Here is a 16,754-nt window from a genome sequence, read left to right as displayed (position 1 = left end):
TTGGCTTTCAGTGGCGGAACAGGCCGCGGCTGCCGAAGAGGGCCGCGATCTCCTGCTCGGGCAGGTCATGATAGACGGTGACGCGCTCGACCCGCGGGGCCGAGCCGAAGACGAAGGGGGTTCGTTCGTGCAGGCTGGCGGGCACCCGGTCGAGGATCGGGTCGATGCCGTTCGTCGCCCGCCCGCCCGCCTGTTCGACGAGGAAGGCGATCGGCGCGCATTCGTAGACCAGCCTGAGCCGGCCGCGCTCGTAGCCCTTGCGGGCATCGGCGGGGTAGAGGAACAGCCCGCCCCGCATCAGGATCCGATGCGTCTCGGCCACCAGCGAGGCGATCCAGCGCATGTTGGCGTCGCTCTCGTGCGGGCCGGTCGCCCCGGCCAGACAGTCGTCGACATAGGCGCGCACCGGCTTCGACCAGTGGCGGTAGTTCGAGGCGTTGATGGCGAATTCCGCGCTCACCGGCTCGATCCGCACCTCTGGCGCGACCAGCCGGAACACCCGGTCGCGCGGGTCGAGCAGGAATTCCATCACCCCCTGGCCGACGCTGACCATCAGCGCGGTCTGCGGCCCGTAGATGAAATAGCCCGCCGCCAGCAGCTCGCGCCCCGGGCGCAGCACCGATGCCTCGGCCCCGTCGCCCGCGGGCCAGATCCCGAAGATCGAGCCGACCGAGACATTGACGCCGATGTTGGACGAGCCATCGAGCGGGTCGAGGGCGATGGCGAAGGCGCCGTCCGGGTCGATCCCGGTCACGGTGTCGCGTTCTTCAGAGGCCAGCCAGCGGATGCCGGTGCCGGCCAGCGCCGCGGCGAAGGCCTCGTCGGCGATCAGGTCCAGCGCCTTCTGCGCGTCGCCGTCGCTGTTGGCGCCGACGGTGTCGCCCAGCCGGGCGGCCAGCGGGCCGTAGGCGATGGTGGCAGAGATGTCGCGGGCAACGGTGCAAAGCGCCTTCAGCACAGCCGAAAGTTGGACTGGCACTGCCCCCGCGGGCAGGTCGATGCTCTCCGTCATCACAAGGCCTCCCTTCCCCGAGTGCGGATGGCTTGTTATCGGGGCAGAGTGGCGCTAAGAAAATTTAATAATGCGGAAGGATGATTCAGTTTAAGTGAAACGACTGGATGCGCTCACCCTCAAGCAGCTGCGCAGTCTGCAGCTGATCTGCGACACCGGCTCGCTCAGCGCCGCGGCCGAGGCGATGCGGCTGACGCCCCCCGCCGTCCACAGCCAGATCCGCATTCTCGAAGACAATTTCGGCTGCCGTCTGCTGGACCGCACCGGCCCGCAGGGCTTCCGCGCCACCGCCGAGGGCGAGGCGCTGCTGCGCGCCCACGGACGGATCCGCACGGCGCTGGATCGCGCGCTGACCGAGATCGACGCGCTGGCCGCGGGCCACACCGGCAGCGTGGTGCTGGGGGCGGTTTCGACGGCGAAATACGTGATGCCGGGGCTCGTCGCGCGGTTCCAGCGCGCGCGGCCGGGGATCGAGATCGTGCTGCGCATCGGCAACCGCGCCCGGATCCTTGCCGGGCTCGAGGCCGGCGAATTCGACCTGGCCTTCATGGGCCGCCCGCCACGGGTGCCCGAGGTGGTGGCGCTGACCGTGGGCGACCATCCGCATGTGCTGATCGCGCCGCCCGGCCATCCGCTGGGCGGGGCGGGGGCGGTGCCGGCCGCGCGGCTGCTGGCCGAGACCTTCATCCTGCGCGAGCCCGGATCGGGCACCCGGATCCTGACCACGCGCTTCCTTGACGAAACCGGCCGGGGCACCGTGACCCGGCAGGTCGAGATGGACTCGAACGAGACCATCAAGCAGGCCGTCCGCGCCGGCCTTGGGATCGCGATCCTCTCGGGTCACACCGTGCACGAGGAACTGGCGACGGGCCGGCTGGTCGCGCTGCAGGCGGCGGGCCTGCCGATCCTGCGCCAGTGGTTCATGGTGCACCGCGCCGACATGCCGCCCTCGTCGGCCGCGCGGGCGCTGCTCGACTGGGTCGAGGCGAATCGCGGCGACCTTCTGCCCGTGATCGACACGCAGGCGTGAGCTGCTCCATCACAACCACGGCGCGAGTGGCCGTGAGCGGGCGTCAGCCGGCATGAGCGCGGCGTGACCGCCCGCGCCGCCCGGCGCCACGGAGTCATGCGTTTTCAGGACTTTGCCCGGGCGCCGCGATTTCGCCACAGGTGTTACCGCTTCCCTAACGCTGCGCTCACGCCGGTGCGGGAAAGTGTGACTGCGAATCGGGATGGGGGGCGGAGAGAGAAAGGTTTGACGAGTGTGGACCCGGATGTCGGGGCAGCGGTTGGTGCGATCGCCTGTGCCTCAGCCCCGGTGTTCAGGTCCGGTCCCGATGTCGGCGGGGCAGGGCCGGTTGCTTCGCCCCCTTTTCCGACGAGCGCCCCGGGGTGGTTTCCCCAAGCGCCCCTGTCCCCTTGCCGGTCCCGGTGCCTCCTCGCCGGGGCCGGTCTTTGAAGACACCTCATTTCAGGCAGTCTTTATCGGAGTGCCCCTGTGATTTCGAACACAGCATTGTCCTTTCCAACCAAGGGGCCACTCCTTCAGGCTTCCGAGTCCGCTAGCCGCGGGCTCGGAAGTTCGTTAGCATCTGCGCATTCGAGTTCCTGCGTCTCGCTCAAGGTATTCAGGATGAGTTCGGTAGAGCGGCCCCCTTCCGGGATCGCAGGTCAGGCTTTTCGCCTGTTCCTGCTTGGGCCGCTGCGTCTCGCCGATGCCGAGGATCGCGACCTGACGCCCGGTTCGGGCGTGCAGCGCGCCATGCTGGCGGTGCTGGCCCTCGCCCCGCGCGGATCGGTGTCGCGCGTCCGCCTGCAGGACATGTTCTGGGGCGAGAAGGACCCGCAACTGGCCGCGCAAAGCCTGCGCACCGCGCTGCATGGCCTGCGCCGCAGCCTTGCCGCCCTGCCGGTGCCGATCGTCACCACCGACGAGACGACGGTCGGGCTGCGGCTCGACCTCGTGGCCGTCGACCTTCTGGCGCTGCAAGAGGCCGCGCCACTGCCGGCCGCGGCGCTGGGCGGGGCGCCCGAGGTCCTCGAAGGGCTGAACCCGCGGCTGGGGGGCGGGGCCGAGGGGTTCGAGGACTGGCTGCGCGACCAGCGCAGCTTCTGGTCCGACCGGATCGAAACGCTGGTTGCCGCCGCCGGCGCGACCCTCGCCGTCGGCCCGGCTCCGGCTCCGGCAACGCTGGCACCGGCCCGTGCTGCCGCGCCGCCCGAGCGGGCGCCCGCGCTGCCGCCGGTGCTGGGACTGCTGGTGCCGCTGGTCGAGGGCGGCGGGCCGCGCGCGCAGTTCCTTGCCGATGGCGTGCTCGACCGCATCTCGGTCTCGCTGCGCGACCATCTGGGCGTCCGGCTCTACGATTACCGCGAGCTGGGCGGCGACACCGACATGGCCGGGATCGTCGACGAGCCGCTGCTCTATCTGCGGCTGCGCTTCTATCACGAACCGGGCTGGTCCTCGATCCGGATGATCGGTCTCGGCCCCGGCCTGCGCGACATGCTCTGGAGCGCGGAATGCGAGCTTGGCGCGCTCGATGGCGCCCCGATCGAGGAGCGCGCCGCGGATTTCCTGGCCGAGGTCGTGACCCTGTCGGCCGAGACCGTGCACCGCCCGCCGCAGTCCGAGAACGAGGCGACGATCAGCCCCTTTCACGCGATGAACGTGATGTTCCAGCTCGATCGCGGCGCGCTGGACGAGCTGCGCGGGCAGATCGCCACAAGCTGGGAACGGACGGCGGACCCGGTCTACCTGTCGCTGCAGGCCTATCTGAACACTTTCCGCGTCGGCGAGCACTGGGGCGCGCAGGACGGCGACCTGCGCGAGGAAACGCTCGAGATGCTCTGCTCGGGCCTGCTCGAACGCTCGCAGAACGGGCTGGCCGCGGCGCTGGCGGGCCATGCGGCGGGCTATGTCCTGCACGACCGCGACCGGGCCGAGGCGCTGCTGGCGCGCGCGGTGACGCTTGTCCCGCAATCGGCCTTCGCCTGGGACCATTTCGCGCTGCACCGCACCTATTGCGGGCGCTACGACAGCGCGCGCGAGGCCTCGGCCCGCGCGATGCGGCTGGGGGCGGGCAGCCCGATCCGCTTCTCGTTCGAGACGACGAACTGCATGATCTCGACGCTCGAGGGCCGGTTCGAGGCCGGGCGCGACCTCGGCCGTGCGGTGCTGGCCAAGCGGCCGCGCTACGGGGCCGCGCTGCGTTACACCGCCGTCAGCCTCGCCCACAACGGCCAGATCGCCGAGGCCGAACGGCTGATCGCGCGGATCCGGGCGATGGACCCGACCTTCTCGTCGGGCTGGGTCGCCCAGAACCGCATGGCGATCGAGAACCCGGGCGCCCGCGCCCTTCTGCAACTGGGCCTGACCCGCGCCGGAGCGTGATGCCGATGAGCCGATACCAGTCGATCCTGTCGAAGACCTGGCTGCTCGCCGTGGGCGAGAGCTTCGAGCTGGTGGACCCCGGGACGGCGCTGGGCGCGGTGCCGGTGGCCGGTACCCCGGCTTTCGCGGTGCCGGCCTTCGCCGCGATCTCGGGCGGCGGCGGCGGCGCGGCCAGCGTCCTGAACCGCAACCGGAACCGCAATCGCAACCGGAACCGCAACAGGAACCGCAATCGCAACCGCAACCGTACCGCGCTGCGCGACACGCAGGATGCCAGCGGCTTCGGCGGGGCCGAGATCCTGCTGCCCTGGCGCGAGATCGCGGCGCTGCACGCGCTGTCAAACGCGTGGCACGACCTGCCGCTGGGCCTGCCGCCGGCCCCGACCGAGCTGATGGCGCAGAGCCTCGGCCTTGTCGAAAAGCGCGCGCGGCTCGATACCCCGGCCGAGACGGCGCGACGGGCCGAGATCCTGCGCGAGCTTGACCTCGAACTGTCGGGCTACCTGCTGCCGCTCGGCGTCGAAAGCGACAGCGCGATGCCCGAGACGACGGCGCTGATGCTGATGGTGGCCTGGCTCGCCGAGATGGTGGGCCTGCGCTACAAGGAGCGGTTCGACGCGCCGCGCCCCTCCGAGGTCAATCCGCAGCTGAAGCCCTTCGTGACGGTGCCGGCCCATGCCTCGTATCCGTCGAACCATTCCTTCCTGTCCTATTCCATCGCCTTCGTGATGGCGCGGGTGCTGCCCGAACATCCCGGCATCTCGGGCCTGTTCCACAGCTGCCGGCGCATCGCCGAGAACCGCGAATGGGCGGGCGTGCATTACCCGGCCGATACCGCCGCGGGCCGCAGGCTCGCCCGGATGATGGTGCCGGTCTACGAGATCGTGCTGGAAGAGCAGATGCTGCGCGCCCGCGCGGAATGGATGTGATCTTCAGGTAAGGGGTGAACCGTGGCGGAACTGCAGCTGACACCTTCGGGCACACGGGGCGAGGGGCGCTATCCCGCCTTCCACGCGCTCTGGCATCTTTGCACCATCGGCGTGGTGCAGGACGTGACCACCTTCGCCTCAAGCGCCTGGGACCTGGCCGAGCGCCGGCTCGACCGGCCCGGCAGCCGGCCGACGCTGGTGGCGATGATCGACACTTCGGTCGCGGGCGGGCATCCGAACCTCAAGGACGCGGTCGCGCAGGATCTGGCGCTTGACCTGTTCTCGGCCGAACTTGGCGCCTTCCCGACGCCGGCGGCCACGCTGCCGCCCGAGCTGTCGGGCCCGCCGCCGACCCCCGCCACCGCCAAGGCCCTGCCCTTCGCAGACAGGCTTTTCGCGGGGCTCGCCGCGCGCTATGCCGCAGACCGTCCCGGGGCCCCGGATCCGTCCCGGGTCTTCCCGGCGACGCGCGCCAGCTTCTCGGCCCATGGCACGGCGATGGCCGGCCTGATCGGCGCGCGGCCGCTGGGCGCGGACGCGGTGCAGGTCGTGGGCCCGGTGCTGTTGCCCGTGCCGGGGACGCCCCCGGGGACGGGGCCGGGCGCGGTGCCCGTCACCCCGCAGGGCGCGAGCGGCTTCGCCTATGCCGGGGTCGATCCCTATTGCCGGATCGTGCCGATCTCGACCAATTTCGAACCCGAGGCCGAGCAGCTGATCTTCGCGCTGCTCTACGCGTGGCGGATCGGGGCCGACCTCATCGTGCTGGCGCGCGAGGTCTCGTCGCCCCTCGCTACCGTCGCCCCGGTCACGGGCGAAGACCCCGACCTTGCCACCCGGCTGATGGCGCGGCTCGGCGTCGGGTTCCGCCCTGACGAGCTGGACGCCTGGACGGTGTTCGAGGCGCTGCTGCTCGAGATCTCGCGCAAGATCCCGGTCGTCTGCGCCGCCGGCAACTCGGCCGAGGATCACCTGGCTTATCCCGCCAGCCTCGCCAGGCCCGACAACGGCATCATCGCCGTGGGCGCCCATAGCTCGACCGGCCAGCCCGCGGCCTTCACCTGCGGTCATAAGGACGTGTCGGTCTATGCGCCCTCGGGCGATGGCGAGCGGCTCGACCTCGCGATGACCCGCGTCGACACCGACAGCGCCGGCTACCAGTCGACCGACCAGTCGGTGGACTACCTCGCCGGGCTGGGCGCGGTGCCGCTGCCGGGCGGCGGGGCGGCGACGGCGGCGACCTATTCCTCGCTCGACATCGTCTCGACCGACGTGCCGGGGCGGGCGGGCTACAATTCCTCGGTCTTCACCGGGCTTGCGACCTCGACCGGCGCGATTCTGGACTACCGGTCCTATTACTGCCGCTTCTCGGGCACTTCGGCCGCGACGGCGATCACCGCGGGACTGTTGTCGCTGGCCTATTCCAGCGGCGCGCTGAAACCCGGCGACGGTCCCGCTGCCAAGAAAGCCCTGCGCGGCGCCGGCGCGACCAATCCCGCCGCGGCCACGCCGAAGCTCGACTGGTCGCGGCTGCCGCGCCCGCCCGCGCACCCGCCGACCTCGCGGCAGGAAGTCGACGCCTGACGCCTGCGCCTTCCGACCCTTGACCGAACGGCGGCCAAAACGCTTCGGCGGCCGTTTTCGTCTTGACCTGCCTTCCGCGCGGCACCATCAATATGTGCATACATATTCACGGGGGCAGAATGACATCGGGCGTCTGGACCAATGCGCGGATCCTCACCATGGCGGCGGGGCAGGGGCCGATCCTGCAGGGCGCCGTCGCCGTCCTGCAGGGCCGCATCGCCTGGGTCGGCGCCGTGGCCGACCTGCCGCCGGACTACACCGACCTGCCGGTGACCGACTGCCGCGGCCAGTGGCTGCTGCCCGCCTTCGTCGATTGCCACACCCACATGGTCTTCGCCGGCACCCGCGCCCGCGAGTTCGAGATGCGGCTGGACGGGGCCAGTTACGAAGAGATCGCCCGTGCCGGCGGGGGCATCGCCTCGACCGTCGCCCGCACCGCCGAGGCGACCGAGGATCAACTGGTGGCGCAGGCGCTGTCGCGGCTCGACGCGCTTCTGTCCGAGGGGGCCTCGACCGTCGAGATCAAGTCGGGCTACGGCCTGTCGATCGAGGCGGAGCTGCGCATGCTGCGCGCCGCCCGCCGCCTTGCCGGCCTGCGCCCGGTGCGGATCACCACCAGCTGGCTCGCCGCCCATGCGGTGCCGCCCGCCTACAAGGGCCGCAATGCCGCCTATATCGCCAAGGTCGCGATCCCCGGCCTGACCGCGGCCCATGAGGCGGGGCTGGTCGATGCGGTCGATGCCTTCTGCGAGCGCATCGCCTTCACCCCGGACGAACTGCGCCCGCTCTTCGATCATGCCCGGGCGCTGGGCCTGCCGGTCAAGCTGCATGCCGAACAGCTGTCGAATTCCCACGGCGCGGTCTTCGCCGCGGGCTATGGAGCGCTCAGCTGCGACCATGTCGAATATCTCGATGCGGCCGGCATCGCCGCGATGAAGGCCGCCGGAACCACGGCGGTGCTGCTGCCCGGCGCCACCTATGCGATCCGCGAGACGCAGATGCCCCCGGTCGAAGGGCTGCGCGCGGCCGGCGTGCCGATCGCGCTCGCGACCGACATGAACCCCGGCTCCTCGCCGCTGGCCTCGCTGCTGCTGACGATGAACCTCGGCGCCACGCTCTTCCGCCTGACCGTCGCCGAATGCCTGGCCGCCACCACCCGCGAGGCCGCGCGCGCCACCGGCCTTCTGGCCGAGACCGGCACCATCGAACCCGGCAAAAGCGCCGATTTCACCCTTTGGGACATCGAGAGCCCGGCCGAACTGGTCTACTGGATCGGCTTCCGCCCGGCGATGACCCGCATCTTCCGCGGAGAGACTGCATGATCACCCTGACCCCCGGCGCGGTCCCGCTTGCCGCGCTGGAAGCGATCTGGCGCGACGCCGCGCCCGTGCGGCTCGACCCCGCCACCGCCCCCGCCATCGCCCGCGGCGCCGCCCGCATCGCCGAGATCGCCGGCGGCGACGCGCCGGTCTACGGCATCAACACCGGCTTCGGCAAACTCGCCTCGATCCGCATCGGGGCGGGGGACGTGGCCACGCTGCAGCGCAACCTGATCCTGTCGCATTGCTGCGGGGTGGGCGCGCCGCTGGCCGCGCCCGAGGTGCGGCTGATCATGGCGCTGAAACTGATCTCGCTCGGCCGCGGCGCCTCGGGCGTGCGCCCCGAAGTCACCGCGCTGCTCGAGGCGATGCTGAACCGCGGCGTGCTGCCGGTGATCCCCGAACAGGGCTCGGTCGGCGCCTCGGGCGATCTCGCGCCGCTCGCGCATATGGCCGCGGCGATGCTGGGCGAGGGCGAGGCCGATTTCGACGGCGCCCGCCTGCCGGCCGCGCAGGCACTGGCCCGTGCCGGTCTCGCGCCGGTCACTTTGGCCGCGAAAGAGGGGCTCGCGCTGATCAATGGCACGCAGGTCTCGACGGCGCTGGCGCTGGCGGGCCTGTTCGGCGCGCATCGCTGCCTGCAGACCGCGCTGGTCACCGGGGCGCTGTCGACCGATGCCGCGATGGGCTCGACCGCGCCCTTCCACCCGGAAATCCATGCCCTGCGCGGCCACGCCGGCCAGATCGCCACCGCCGCCGCGCTGGCGGCGCTGCTCGAGGGCAGCCAGATCCGCGCCAGCCACGCCACCGGCGACGAGCGCGTGCAGGACCCCTATTGCATCCGCTGCCAGCCGCAGGTCGACGGCGCGGCGCTGGACCTGATCTGGACCTGCGCCCGCACGCTGGCGGCCGAGGCGAACGCCGTCACCGACAACCCGCTGGTGCTCTCGGATGGCTCGGTCGTCTCGGGCGGCAACTTCCATGCCGAGCCGGTGGCCTTCGCCGCCGACATCCTCGCGCTGGCCATCGCCGAGATCGGCTCGATCGCGCAGCGCCGCATCGCGCTGCTGGTCGACCCGACGCTGAGCCACGGCCTGCCGGCGTTCCTTGCGGCCAAACCCGGCCTGAACTCCGGCTTGATGATCGCCGAGGTCACCTCGGCCGCACTGATGAGCGAGAACCGCCAGCGCGCGCATCCGGCCTCGATCGACTCGACGCCGACCTCGGCCAACCAGGAGGATCACGTCTCGATGGCCTGCCACGGGGCCCGCCGCCTTGGCCCGATGGTGGCCAATCTCGAGGGCATCCTCGGGATCGAGGCGCTGACCGCGGCACAGGGGATCGACTTCCGCGCGCCGCTTGCAACCTCGCCGCAGCTCGCGGGAGTGCTGACGGCAATACGTTCGAAAATCGCAACCTTGGCCGAGGATCGCTTCATGGCGCCCGATCTTGCGGTTGCGAAACTGATGGTGGCCGATGGGGCGCTGATCGCCCCGGTGGCCGCATTCCTGCCCAAGCTCGACGCCTGAGGAGGCCCGGATGACCGACACCCGTCCCAACGCCCGCGACATCTTCCCGCCCACCGGCGCCGAGATCACCGCGAAAAGCTGGCTGACCGAGGCGCCGATGCGGATGCTGATGAACAACCTGCATCCCGACGTGGCGGAACGACCGCACGACCTTGTCGTCTATGGCGGCATCGGCCGCGCCGCGCGCAGCTGGGCCGATTTCGACAAGATCGTCGAGACGCTGAAGACGCTGGAGGCGGACGAGACGCTGCTGGTGCAATCCGGCAAGCCCGTGGGCGTCTTCCGCACCCATCCCGACGCGCCCCGCGTGCTGATCGCCAATTCGAACCTCGTGCCGAAATGGGCGAATTGGGAGCATTTCAACGAACTCGATCGCAAGGGCCTGATGATGTACGGCCAGATGACCGCCGGGTCCTGGATCTACATCGGCGCGCAGGGCATCGTGCAGGGCACCTACGAGACCTTCGTGGAAGCCGGCCGCCAGCACTATGGCGGCGACCTTAGGGGCAAATGGATCCTGACGGGCGGTCTTGGCGGCATGGGCGGCGCGCAGCCGCTGGCGGCGGTGATGGCGGGGGCAAGCTGCCTTGCCGTCGAATGCGACGAGACGCGGATCGATTTCCGCCTGCGCACCCGCTATGTCGATGAAAAGGCCCGCACACTTGACGAGGCGCTGGCCATGATCGCCGACTGGACGGCGAAGGGCGAGGCGAAGTCGGTGGGCCTTCTGGGCAATGCCGCCGAGATCTTCCCCGAACTGCTGGCCCGCATGAAGCAGGGCGGACCGCGCCCGGCGATCGTCACCGACCAGACCTCGGCCCATGACCCGATCCACGGCTACCTGCCGCTGGGCTGGTCGCTGGGCGACTGGCGCGCGAAGCAGGAGACCGCGCCCGACGAGGTCAACCGCGCCGCGCGCGCCGCGATGCGCACCCATGTCGAGGCGATGGTCGGCTTCCATGACGCGGGCGTCCCGACGATCGATTATGGCAACAACATCCGCCAGATGGCGCTGGAAGAGGGGTTCGAGCGCGCCTTCGCCTTCCCGGGCTTCGTGCCGGCCTGCATCCGGCCGCTGTTCTGCCAGGGCATCGGCCCGTTCCGCTGGGCCGCGCTTTCGGGCGATCCCGAAGACATCTACCGCACCGATCAGAAGGTGAAGGAGCTGATCCCCGACAACCCGCATCTGCACAACTGGCTGGACATGGCGCGCGAGCGCATCGCCTTCCAGGGCCTGCCGGCGCGGATCTGCTGGGTGGGGCTTGGCGACCGCCACCGGCTGGGCCTCGCCTTCAACGAGATGGTGGCGAAGGGCGAACTCAAGGCGCCCGTCGTCATCGGCCGTGACCATCTCGACTCCGGCTCGGTCGCCAGCCCCAACCGCGAGACGGAAGCCATGCAGGACGGCTCGGACGCGGTCTCGGACTGGCCGCTGCTGAACGCGCTTCTGAACTGCGCGTCGGGTGCGACCTGGGTGTCGCTGCATCACGGCGGCGGCGTCGGCATGGGCTTTTCCCAGCACGCCGGCATGGTGATCTGCTGCGACGGCACGCCCGAGGCCGCGAAACGGATCGAGCGCGTGCTCTGGAACGACCCGGCCTCTGGCGTGATGCGCCATGCCGATGCCGGCTACGAGATCGCGCGCGACTGCGCCACCCGGCACGGCCTGCGCCTGCCCGGCATCCTCGGGAACTGACCCGCGCCGCGAATGCTTGCGGGAGGGGGCACCCTCCCGCCCTCCCTCAAGGATCCCTCCCATGCAGTACGCCCCCGGCCGCGAGGCCTGCCCGCTGCCCTTCTCGCCCTTCAAGGCCTGCACCGTGCCGCGACCGATCGGCTGGATCTCGACCACCTCGTCCGCCGGGGTCGACAACCTTGCCCCCTACAGCCAGTGGCAGAACCTGACCTTCGACCCGCCGATGGTGATGTTCGCCGCCAACCAGTATTCCGACGGCCGCCGCAAGCACACGGTCGTCAATGCCGAGGACACCGGCTGGTTCGTCTGGAACATGGCCACATGGGACCTGCGCGAGGCGGTGAACATCACCGCCGCCGAATGGCCCGAGGGCGAGGATGAATTCGCCCGCGCCGGCCTGACCAAGGCGGCCTGCATCGACGCGCCGGGCCCGCGCGTCGCCGAAAGCCCCGCGCATTTCGAATGCCGCTACCTCTCGACACACCGGCTGCGCGGCAGCTCGGCCCATGGCTGGGTCGAGGTCGTCTATGGCGAGGTGATGCGCATCCATGTGAAGGACGAGGTGATCACCGCCGCCGGCAAGCTCGACTACACCCGGATCAAGCCTCTGGCGCGGATGGGCTATTACGATTACGCGGTGATCTCGGAAACCTTCGAGATGCGCGTTCCCGGCGCCTCGGACGCGGCCCGTGCCGGGCTGGAGGGCAAGGCATGAGGCATCTTCCGGCTGCGGGCTATCTCGAACAGCCCTGGGCCAATGGCGGCGGCATCACGCGCGAAATCGCCCGCGCCGATGCGCCCGCCACCGATGTCGACGACGACGGGGCCGGGGCCGGTTTCGACTGGCGGCTGTCGATGGCCTCGGTCGCCACGAGCGGGCCGTTCTCGGCCTTTCCGGGCATCGACCGCACGCTGACGGTGCTGACCGGCGCCGGGCTGGTGCTGGCCATCGGTACCGACGAGGCAGAGGTGCTGCTGCCGGGCCGCCCCTTCGCCTTTCCGGGCGATGTGCCGACCCATGCCGCGCTGGTCGACGGTCCGATCAGCGATCTGAACGTGATGACCCGGCGCGACACCTTTTCGCACAGCGTGACCCCGGTCGAAGGCCCGCAGACGCTGCAGGGCCCGGGCGCGGTCTTCGCGCTGGAGGCGATGACTGTCGACGGCATCCTGCTCGGGCCCTTCGACACCCTGCTGCTCGATCCCGCGGACGCGGTCACCACCGGGTTCGGGCGATGCTTTCTGATCCGCTTCGAGGTGCTGCCATGACGCTGCTCTGGGCCGAAAGCGCGCTGCTGCCCGGCGGCTGGGCGGAAAACGTCCGGGTCGAGATCGACGACGCGGGCCGCATCGCCGCCGTCACCCCCGGCGCGGCGCCCGAGGGGGAACGACGGTCCATCCTGCTGCCCGCGCCGGTCAACCTGCATTCCCATGCCTTCCAGCGCGCGCTGGCCGGCCTGACAGAGGCGCGCGGCCCCGACGCCTCGGACAGCTTCTGGACATGGCGGCGGCTGATGTACCGCTTCCTCGACCGGCTCGGCCCCGACGAGATCGAGATCATCGCCGCCTTCGTGCAGATGCAGATGGCCGAGGCGGGCTATGCCGCCGTCGCGGAATTCCACTACATCCACAACGCGCAGGGTGGCGCGCCCTATGACGACCGGGCCGAGCTGTCGGCGCGCATCGCTGCCGCCGCCGCGCGCTCGGGCCTCGGGCTGACGCTGCTGCCGGTCTTCTACCAGTATGGCGGCTGCGACCGGCGGGCGCTGGCCGCGGGGCAGGACCGGTTCCACACCACGCCCGAAACCTTCGCCGACCTGCACGCCGGGGCCGCCCGCGCCCTTGCCGCGCTGCCCGCTGACACCCGGCTGGGCATCGCCCCGCATTCGCTGCGCGCCGCCGATCCCGAAGGGCTGGCCGCGGTCCTGCCGCTGGCCGCCGAGGCGCCGATCCACATCCATGTCGCCGAGCAGCAGGCCGAGGTCGAGGAACTGCTGGCCCATCGCGGCGCGCGTCCCGTCGAGTGGCTGCTGGCCAACGCCCCGGTCGATGCCCGCTGGTGCCTGATCCACGCCACGCAGATGCTGCCCGCCGAAACCCTGGCGCTGGCCGCCAGCGGCGCGGTGGCGGGGCTCTGCCCGATCACCGAGTCGAGCCTTGGCGACGGGATCTTCGACGGCACGCGCTTCCTCGGGGCCGGCGGCCGGATCGGCATCGGCTCGGACAGCAACATCCGCATCTCGCTGTCGGAAGAGCTGCGCACGCTCGAATACTCGCAGCGCCTGCGCGACCGGGGCAGGGCGGTGCTGGCCGCGCCCGGCCGCTCGACCGGGCGCAGGCTCTGGGACGAGATCGCGCAGGGCGGGGCGCAGGCCGCCGGCCGGGCCTCGGGCGCGATCGCGCCGGGGCTCTGGGCGGATCTGGTCGCGCTGGATGGCACGTCGCTGGACCTTGCCGGTCTTGGCGGCGACACGGTCCTGGACAGCTTCGCCTTCCAGGGCGACGACCGGCTGGTGAGCGACCTGTGGTCGGCCGGGCGCCACCTGGTGCACGACGGCCGCCACACCGCCCGTGAGCCGATCACCGCGGCCTATCGCAGACTGGTGACCCGGCTGAGGAGCACGCTCTGACCGGCGAAACCGATCCCGCGGACCGGCCGGCGGCCAGCTGGCAGGCGATCCGCGACGAGGTGCTGCGGCGCATCCGCGACCGCGACTGGCGCCCGGGCGATCCGATCCCGAACGAGGCGGACCTGGCGATCGAATTCGGCTGCGCCCGCGCCACCGTGAACCGTGCCCTGCGCGAGCTGGCGGCGGCGGGCGTGCTGGAACGGCGCCGCCGCGCCGGCACCCGAGTGGCGCCGGCCCCGGTCGGCCGGGCGGGGATGCGGATCCCGGTGCTGCACCGCGACGTGGTCGAGGCGGGGCAGGTCTATGGCCACCGCCTGATCGCGCGCGAGGTCGCGGTGCCGCCGCCCGAGGTCGCCGCGCGCATGGGGCTGGCCGCGGGCGTGTCGGCACTGCATGCCCTGTCGCTGCATCTGGCCGACGACCGGCCGCTGGCCTTCGAGGACCGCTGGATCGATCCCGCGGTGGTGCCGGGGATCCTCGCGGTCGATTTCGCGGCGGTCAGCGCCAATGAATGGCTGGTCGAGAACATGCCCTTCAGCGAGGGCGCGATGCGGATCGCGGCGGTCCCGGCCGGGGCGTTGGCGGCGGGGCATCTGCAGGTGCCCGAGGGCACGGCGCTGCTGGCGGTCGAGCGCACGACCTGGCGCGAGGGGCGCGCGATCACCCATGTCGCGCAGATGTTCGCGCCCGGGCACTGGATGCAGCTCGACCTGGTGACCGGGTGACGCAGACAGGGTCGGGGGGCCGACGCGGCCCCCCGCGCCCCCCCGGTCCGGGTGCCCCTGCCGGAAGGCGCGCAAGGGGCGAGGGATTTGGCGCTTGCGAAAGCGTTTGCCTTCATATCAGTGTGTGCTATAGGCGCNGTCGGGGGGCCGACGCGCCCCCCCGCGCCCCCCCGGTCCGGGCGCCTCTGCCCTTTGACATTCCCGGTCGCAGCCGGTTCAAGGGGGGCGGGAGGCGAACGGAGACGATGATGACCGAGCCAGACCCCGCGACCGAGACCCCGGTCGACCTCTTCGTGATCGGTGGCGGCGTGAACGGCACCGGCATCGCCCGCGATGCCGCCGGACGCGGCCTGTCGGTGCGGCTGGCCGAACAGGGCGACCTTGCGCAGGCGACCTCCTCGGCCTCGACCAAGCTGTTCCACGGTGGCCTGCGCTACCTCGAGTATTTCGAGTTCCGGCTGGTGCGCGAGGCCTTGGAAGAGCGCGAGACGCTGCTCGCCGCCATGCCGCACATCAGCTGGCCGATGCGCTTCGTGCTGCCGGTCTCGCCCGAGATGCGCTTCGACAGCGACACGCCGACCGCGCGGCTGCTGTCCACCGTGATGCCCTGGATGAAGGGCCGCCGCCCCGCCTGGCTGATCCGGCTGGGCCTTGCGCTCTATGACGGGCTTGCCAGCCGCGCGACGCTGCCGGGCGCGCGCACGCTCGACCTGACGCAGGACCCGGCCGGCATGGCGCTGCAGCCGCGCTTCGCCAAGGCCTTCGAATATTCCGACTGCTGGGTGCAGGACGCGCGCCTTGTGGTGCTGAACGCCCGCGATGCCGCCGCCCGCGGCGCCGAGATCCTGGTGCGGACCGAGGTGCAGGCCGCCCATCGCGAGGACGGGCTCTGGACCGTGATCACCCGCGGGCCCGAGGGCACGCGCCGCCACCGCGCCCGCGCCCTTGTCAACGCCGCCGGGCCCTGGGTCGAGCAGGTGCTGAAGGGCCGCATGCATGTCGCCTCGGGCGAGGGCATCCGCCTTGTCCGCGGCAGCCATATCGTCACCCGCCGCCTCTTCGCCCATGACCGCTGCTACTTCTTCCAAGGCGAGGACGGTCGGATCGTCTTTGCAATCCCTTACGAGCAGGACTTCACCCTGATCGGCACCACCGACATGGACCATCAGGGCCTGCCGGGATCGCCGGTCTGCACGCCCGAGGAACGCGACTACCTCTGCGCCTTCGCCTCGAAATACTTCCGCCGGCCGGTCACCGCGGAGGACGTCGTCTGGACCTATTCCGGGGTCCGCCCGCTCTACAACGACGGGGCGAAATCGGCCACGGCGGCGACACGCGACTATGTGCTCAGCCTCGACGCCCCCGAGGGCGAGGCGCCGGCGCTGTCGGTCTTCGGCGGCAAGATCACCACCTTCCGCCGCCTTTCGGAGCGCGCGGTGGCGAAGTTCGAACCGTTCTTCCCCGCGATGGGCCCGGCCTGGACGGCCCGCGTCACCCTGCCGGGCGGCGATTTCGCGCCGCAGGACCAGCCGCGGCTCATCGCCGAGCTGCGCCGCGACTTCCCGTTCCTGAACCACCCCTGGGCCGAGCGCCTGGTGCGCCACTATGGCACCGAAGCGCGCGAGATCCTCGGGCTCGCCCGGGTGCCCGAGGATCTGGGGCGCAACTTCGGCGACACGCTGACCGAGGCAGAGGTGCGCTGGCTGATCGACCGGGAATGGGTGCAGACCGCCGACGACCTGCTCTGGCGGCGCACCAAGCTGGGGCTGCGGCTTTTCCCCGACCAGGTGACCGAGCTTGCAGCCTTCATCGCCGCCGCCCGCGCGCCCGAAGAGGCCGCGCCGGGGGCCGAAGCGGACGCTGAGGGGGAACCTGATCCGGCCCCCGGGCGCTGACCCCCGAGGTTGATACCCGGGCCTGCCCCCGGGCTCGGGCGCGAAAG

The 16,754-nt window shown here is 71.2% G+C and carries 13 protein-coding genes; 12 read left to right on the top strand and 1 reads right to left on the bottom strand.

Annotated elements, in window-relative coordinates:
- Nucleotides 1-7: 7 nt before the first annotated feature.
- The gene (locus tag V8J36_RS15560; RefSeq protein ID WP_336468231.1) at nucleotides 8-1,012 is read right to left on the bottom strand and encodes a class 1 fructose-bisphosphatase; all 1,005 of its coding nucleotides are present in this window, start codon (nucleotides 1,010-1,012) and stop codon (nucleotides 8-10) included.
- A gap of 94 nt (nucleotides 1,013-1,106) precedes the next feature.
- Here V8J36_RS15560 and V8J36_RS15555 point away from each other — a divergent pair, with 94 nt between their 5' ends.
- The 12 genes from V8J36_RS15555 (at nucleotide 1,107) to glpD (ending at nucleotide 16,707) form a co-directional block, all read left to right on the top strand.
- Nucleotides 1,107-2,042 carry a LysR family transcriptional regulator gene (locus V8J36_RS15555; protein WP_336468230.1) on the top strand — a complete coding sequence of 312 codons (936 nt, stop codon included), beginning with the start codon at nucleotides 1,107-1,109 and terminating at the stop codon, nucleotides 2,040-2,042.
- Nucleotides 2,043-2,645: 603 nt separating this feature from the next.
- On the top strand, nucleotides 2,646-4,403 hold the full coding sequence (locus V8J36_RS15550) for a hypothetical protein (RefSeq protein WP_336468229.1): 1,758 nt from the start codon (nucleotides 2,646-2,648) through the stop codon (nucleotides 4,401-4,403).
- A gap of 5 nt (nucleotides 4,404-4,408) precedes the next feature.
- A complete protein-coding gene (locus V8J36_RS15545; RefSeq protein WP_336468228.1) occupies nucleotides 4,409-5,332 on the top strand; it encodes a phosphatase PAP2 family protein in 924 nt (307 codons plus the stop codon).
- A 21-nt stretch (nucleotides 5,333-5,353) separates the two neighbouring features.
- Entirely contained in the window at nucleotides 5,354-6,913 is a 1,560-nt protein-coding gene (locus tag V8J36_RS15540) for a S8 family serine peptidase (RefSeq protein WP_336468227.1), read from the top strand.
- A gap of 119 nt (nucleotides 6,914-7,032) precedes the next feature.
- Nucleotides 7,033-8,235 carry an imidazolonepropionase gene (gene hutI / locus V8J36_RS15535; RefSeq protein ID WP_336468226.1) on the top strand — a complete coding sequence of 401 codons (1,203 nt, stop codon included), beginning with the start codon at nucleotides 7,033-7,035 and terminating at the stop codon, nucleotides 8,233-8,235.
- Nucleotides 8,232-9,761: a histidine ammonia-lyase gene (hutH, locus tag V8J36_RS15530; protein ID WP_336468225.1), complete on the top strand. Its 1,530-nt coding sequence runs from the start codon at nucleotides 8,232-8,234 to the stop codon at nucleotides 9,759-9,761. Before hutI ends, hutH begins: the two co-directional genes overlap by 4 nt.
- Before the next feature lie 10 nt (nucleotides 9,762-9,771).
- Nucleotides 9,772-11,457: a urocanate hydratase gene (gene hutU / locus V8J36_RS15525; protein WP_336468224.1), complete on the top strand. Its 1,686-nt coding sequence runs from the start codon at nucleotides 9,772-9,774 to the stop codon at nucleotides 11,455-11,457.
- Between the two features lie 61 nt (nucleotides 11,458-11,518).
- Nucleotides 11,519-12,172: a flavin reductase family protein gene (locus V8J36_RS15520; RefSeq protein ID WP_336468223.1), complete on the top strand. Its 654-nt coding sequence runs from the start codon at nucleotides 11,519-11,521 to the stop codon at nucleotides 12,170-12,172.
- Nucleotides 12,169-12,726 carry a HutD/Ves family protein gene (locus V8J36_RS15515; RefSeq protein WP_336468222.1) on the top strand — a complete coding sequence of 186 codons (558 nt, stop codon included), beginning with the start codon at nucleotides 12,169-12,171 and terminating at the stop codon, nucleotides 12,724-12,726. Before V8J36_RS15520 ends, V8J36_RS15515 begins: the two co-directional genes overlap by 4 nt.
- Complete coding sequence (locus V8J36_RS15510; RefSeq protein WP_336468221.1) at nucleotides 12,723-14,087, top strand: formimidoylglutamate deiminase; 1,365 nt, start codon at nucleotides 12,723-12,725, stop codon at nucleotides 14,085-14,087. Before V8J36_RS15515 ends, V8J36_RS15510 begins: the two co-directional genes overlap by 4 nt.
- Nucleotides 14,084-14,812: a UTRA domain-containing protein gene (locus tag V8J36_RS15505; protein ID WP_336468383.1), complete on the top strand. Its 729-nt coding sequence runs from the start codon at nucleotides 14,084-14,086 to the stop codon at nucleotides 14,810-14,812. Before V8J36_RS15510 ends, V8J36_RS15505 begins: the two co-directional genes overlap by 4 nt.
- A 248-nt stretch (nucleotides 14,813-15,060) precedes the next feature.
- Nucleotides 15,061-16,707, top strand: a complete 1,647-nt coding sequence (glpD, locus tag V8J36_RS15500; protein ID WP_336468220.1) for a glycerol-3-phosphate dehydrogenase — start codon at nucleotides 15,061-15,063, stop codon at nucleotides 16,705-16,707.
- The last annotated feature ends 47 nt before the right edge of the window (nucleotides 16,708-16,754 follow it).

Origin of the sequence: Frigidibacter sp. MR17.14 (genome assembly GCF_037095735.1) — a bacterium.
Taxonomy (GTDB): domain Bacteria; phylum Pseudomonadota; class Alphaproteobacteria; order Rhodobacterales; family Rhodobacteraceae; genus Frigidibacter.
The sequence above is the reverse complement of the archived record's forward strand: the minus strand, read 5'-3'. Positions and strand labels throughout refer to the sequence as shown.

Excerpts from the sequence above, each read along its gene's own strand:
- V8J36_RS15560 (WP_336468231.1), bottom strand. The coding sequence starts at position 1,012 with ATGACGGAGAGCATCGACCTGCCCGCGGGGGCAGTGCCAGTCCAACTT.
- V8J36_RS15550 (WP_336468229.1), top strand. The coding sequence starts at position 2,646 with ATGAGTTCGGTAGAGCGGCCCCCTTCCGGGATCGCAGGTCAGGCTTTT.
- V8J36_RS15545 (WP_336468228.1), top strand. The coding sequence starts at position 4,409 with ATGAGCCGATACCAGTCGATCCTGTCGAAGACCTGGCTGCTCGCCGTG.
- hutI (WP_336468226.1), top strand. The coding sequence starts at position 7,033 with ATGACATCGGGCGTCTGGACCAATGCGCGGATCCTCACCATGGCGGCG.
- hutH (WP_336468225.1), top strand. The coding sequence starts at position 8,232 with ATGATCACCCTGACCCCCGGCGCGGTCCCGCTTGCCGCGCTGGAAGCG.
- hutU (WP_336468224.1), top strand. The coding sequence starts at position 9,772 with ATGACCGACACCCGTCCCAACGCCCGCGACATCTTCCCGCCCACCGGC.
- V8J36_RS15520 (WP_336468223.1), top strand. The coding sequence starts at position 11,519 with ATGCAGTACGCCCCCGGCCGCGAGGCCTGCCCGCTGCCCTTCTCGCCC.
- V8J36_RS15515 (WP_336468222.1), top strand. The coding sequence starts at position 12,169 with ATGAGGCATCTTCCGGCTGCGGGCTATCTCGAACAGCCCTGGGCCAAT.
- V8J36_RS15510 (WP_336468221.1), top strand. The coding sequence starts at position 12,723 with ATGACGCTGCTCTGGGCCGAAAGCGCGCTGCTGCCCGGCGGCTGGGCG.
- glpD (WP_336468220.1), top strand. The coding sequence starts at position 15,061 with ATGACCGAGCCAGACCCCGCGACCGAGACCCCGGTCGACCTCTTCGTG.